3 protein-coding genes are annotated in these 1,149 nt (G+C 42.7%); 1 reads left to right on the top strand and 2 read right to left on the bottom strand.

Features of this window, described 5'->3' with window-relative positions; translation table 11 throughout:
- A partial coding sequence (locus AC559G_RS18165) for an integrase core domain-containing protein (RefSeq protein WP_498913686.1) occupies nucleotides 1-332 on the top strand: 332 nt, incomplete at its 5' end.
- Nucleotides 333-744: 412 nt separating this feature from the next.
- On the opposite strand, the gene AC559G_RS18160 is transcribed toward AC559G_RS18165, so the two are convergent.
- Nucleotides 745-1,050 carry a tlde1 domain-containing protein gene (locus AC559G_RS18160; RefSeq protein ID WP_498913684.1) on the bottom strand — a complete coding sequence of 102 codons (306 nt, stop codon included), beginning with the start codon at nucleotides 1,048-1,050 and terminating at the stop codon, nucleotides 745-747.
- A gap of 4 nt (nucleotides 1,051-1,054) precedes the next feature.
- The coding region (locus tag AC559G_RS18155) for an IS3 family transposase (RefSeq protein WP_498913688.1) at nucleotides 1,055-1,149 on the bottom strand (95 nt) is incomplete at its 5' end.

Genomic DNA, 1,149 nt, shown 5'->3' with positions numbered 1-1,149 from the left:
GAACACTGGAGCAACTCATTGAATGGAAGGGAAAACCAGCAGCTATCCGGTGCGATAATGGGCCAGAATATACAGGCAGGATACTGATGTCATGGGCGGCCCGACAGAATATAACCCTGCGTTTTATGCAGCCCGGTAAACCTCAGCAGAACGCTTATATTGAGCGATATAATCGTACAGTGCGCTATGACTGGCTAGGGCAGTACCTGTTTTCCTCGCTGGATGAATTGCAGGACTATGCCACACGCTGGCAATGGTTTTATAATCACGAGCGTCCGAATATGGCATTGAATGGCTACACGCCGATGCAGCATATCCAACGCATGACCTGATTCTACTTATCACCTCCGTTAAAAAGGGGAGGATTACCTCTGCAAGAACAAGCCATTAATGGAATTTTTTCATTAGGAAGCGTTAATAAAAACCGCCCTTCAAAGGCGGTTTTTATGTTTACGAGAGATTTAGTCTGTTAGCTGAGTTCTTACAGAAGATAGCGTATGGAGGGGAAACGGATGATTTATTATTTCAACGGCTATGATCTTATTTTTTTGTATAACCATAATAACAGCAGAGAAACTACAGCAGAAACTGTTACCTTGATGATAATGATAGCTGAATCAAAATTGTTCATTCCTTTTTCTCCATCACCATGAATTGGTACATAGTTGGTCACGAATTCACCTATAGAGTTTTCTGGTATTAGATAGAAAATGACAATTAACAAAACTGCAAATATTAATATTTTCATCTTACATCACATTTACTAAAATCAGGAACACCACGAACATCAATACGTCCATAGGCCATTAAACCACTACCTCCTGGAACTCTAACTTTCTTTCGGCTTAACAGTGAATGGCGGAGTATTTGGAAATCAGAAGCTCGGTATAGCGTTATGCATCCCCACGATACCCCCGAACCATCGGTATTGAGGGGATGAAGCCGAAAACTACCACGCCGTACGCCGTTCACATAAGTATAATCATTCATTGTTTGATTACTAAATAGGCCGAACCATTCAGAGTGATCTTGCCCAGCAACGGTGGACACAGCCTTAAGCGAGGTTGCTTTCCTCAAATTGCACAGGGCTTAGCCCGCCGTTGGCACTATGCCGTCGGTGCCAATTGTAGTCTATCTCAATATACTCGA

The organism is Gibbsiella greigii, assembly GCF_039540155.1.
Taxonomy (GTDB): Bacteria; Pseudomonadota; Gammaproteobacteria; order Enterobacterales; family Enterobacteriaceae; genus Gibbsiella; species Gibbsiella quercinecans.
Note: the sequence above shows the minus strand (reverse complement) of the source record. Positions and strands in the feature narration are given on the sequence as shown.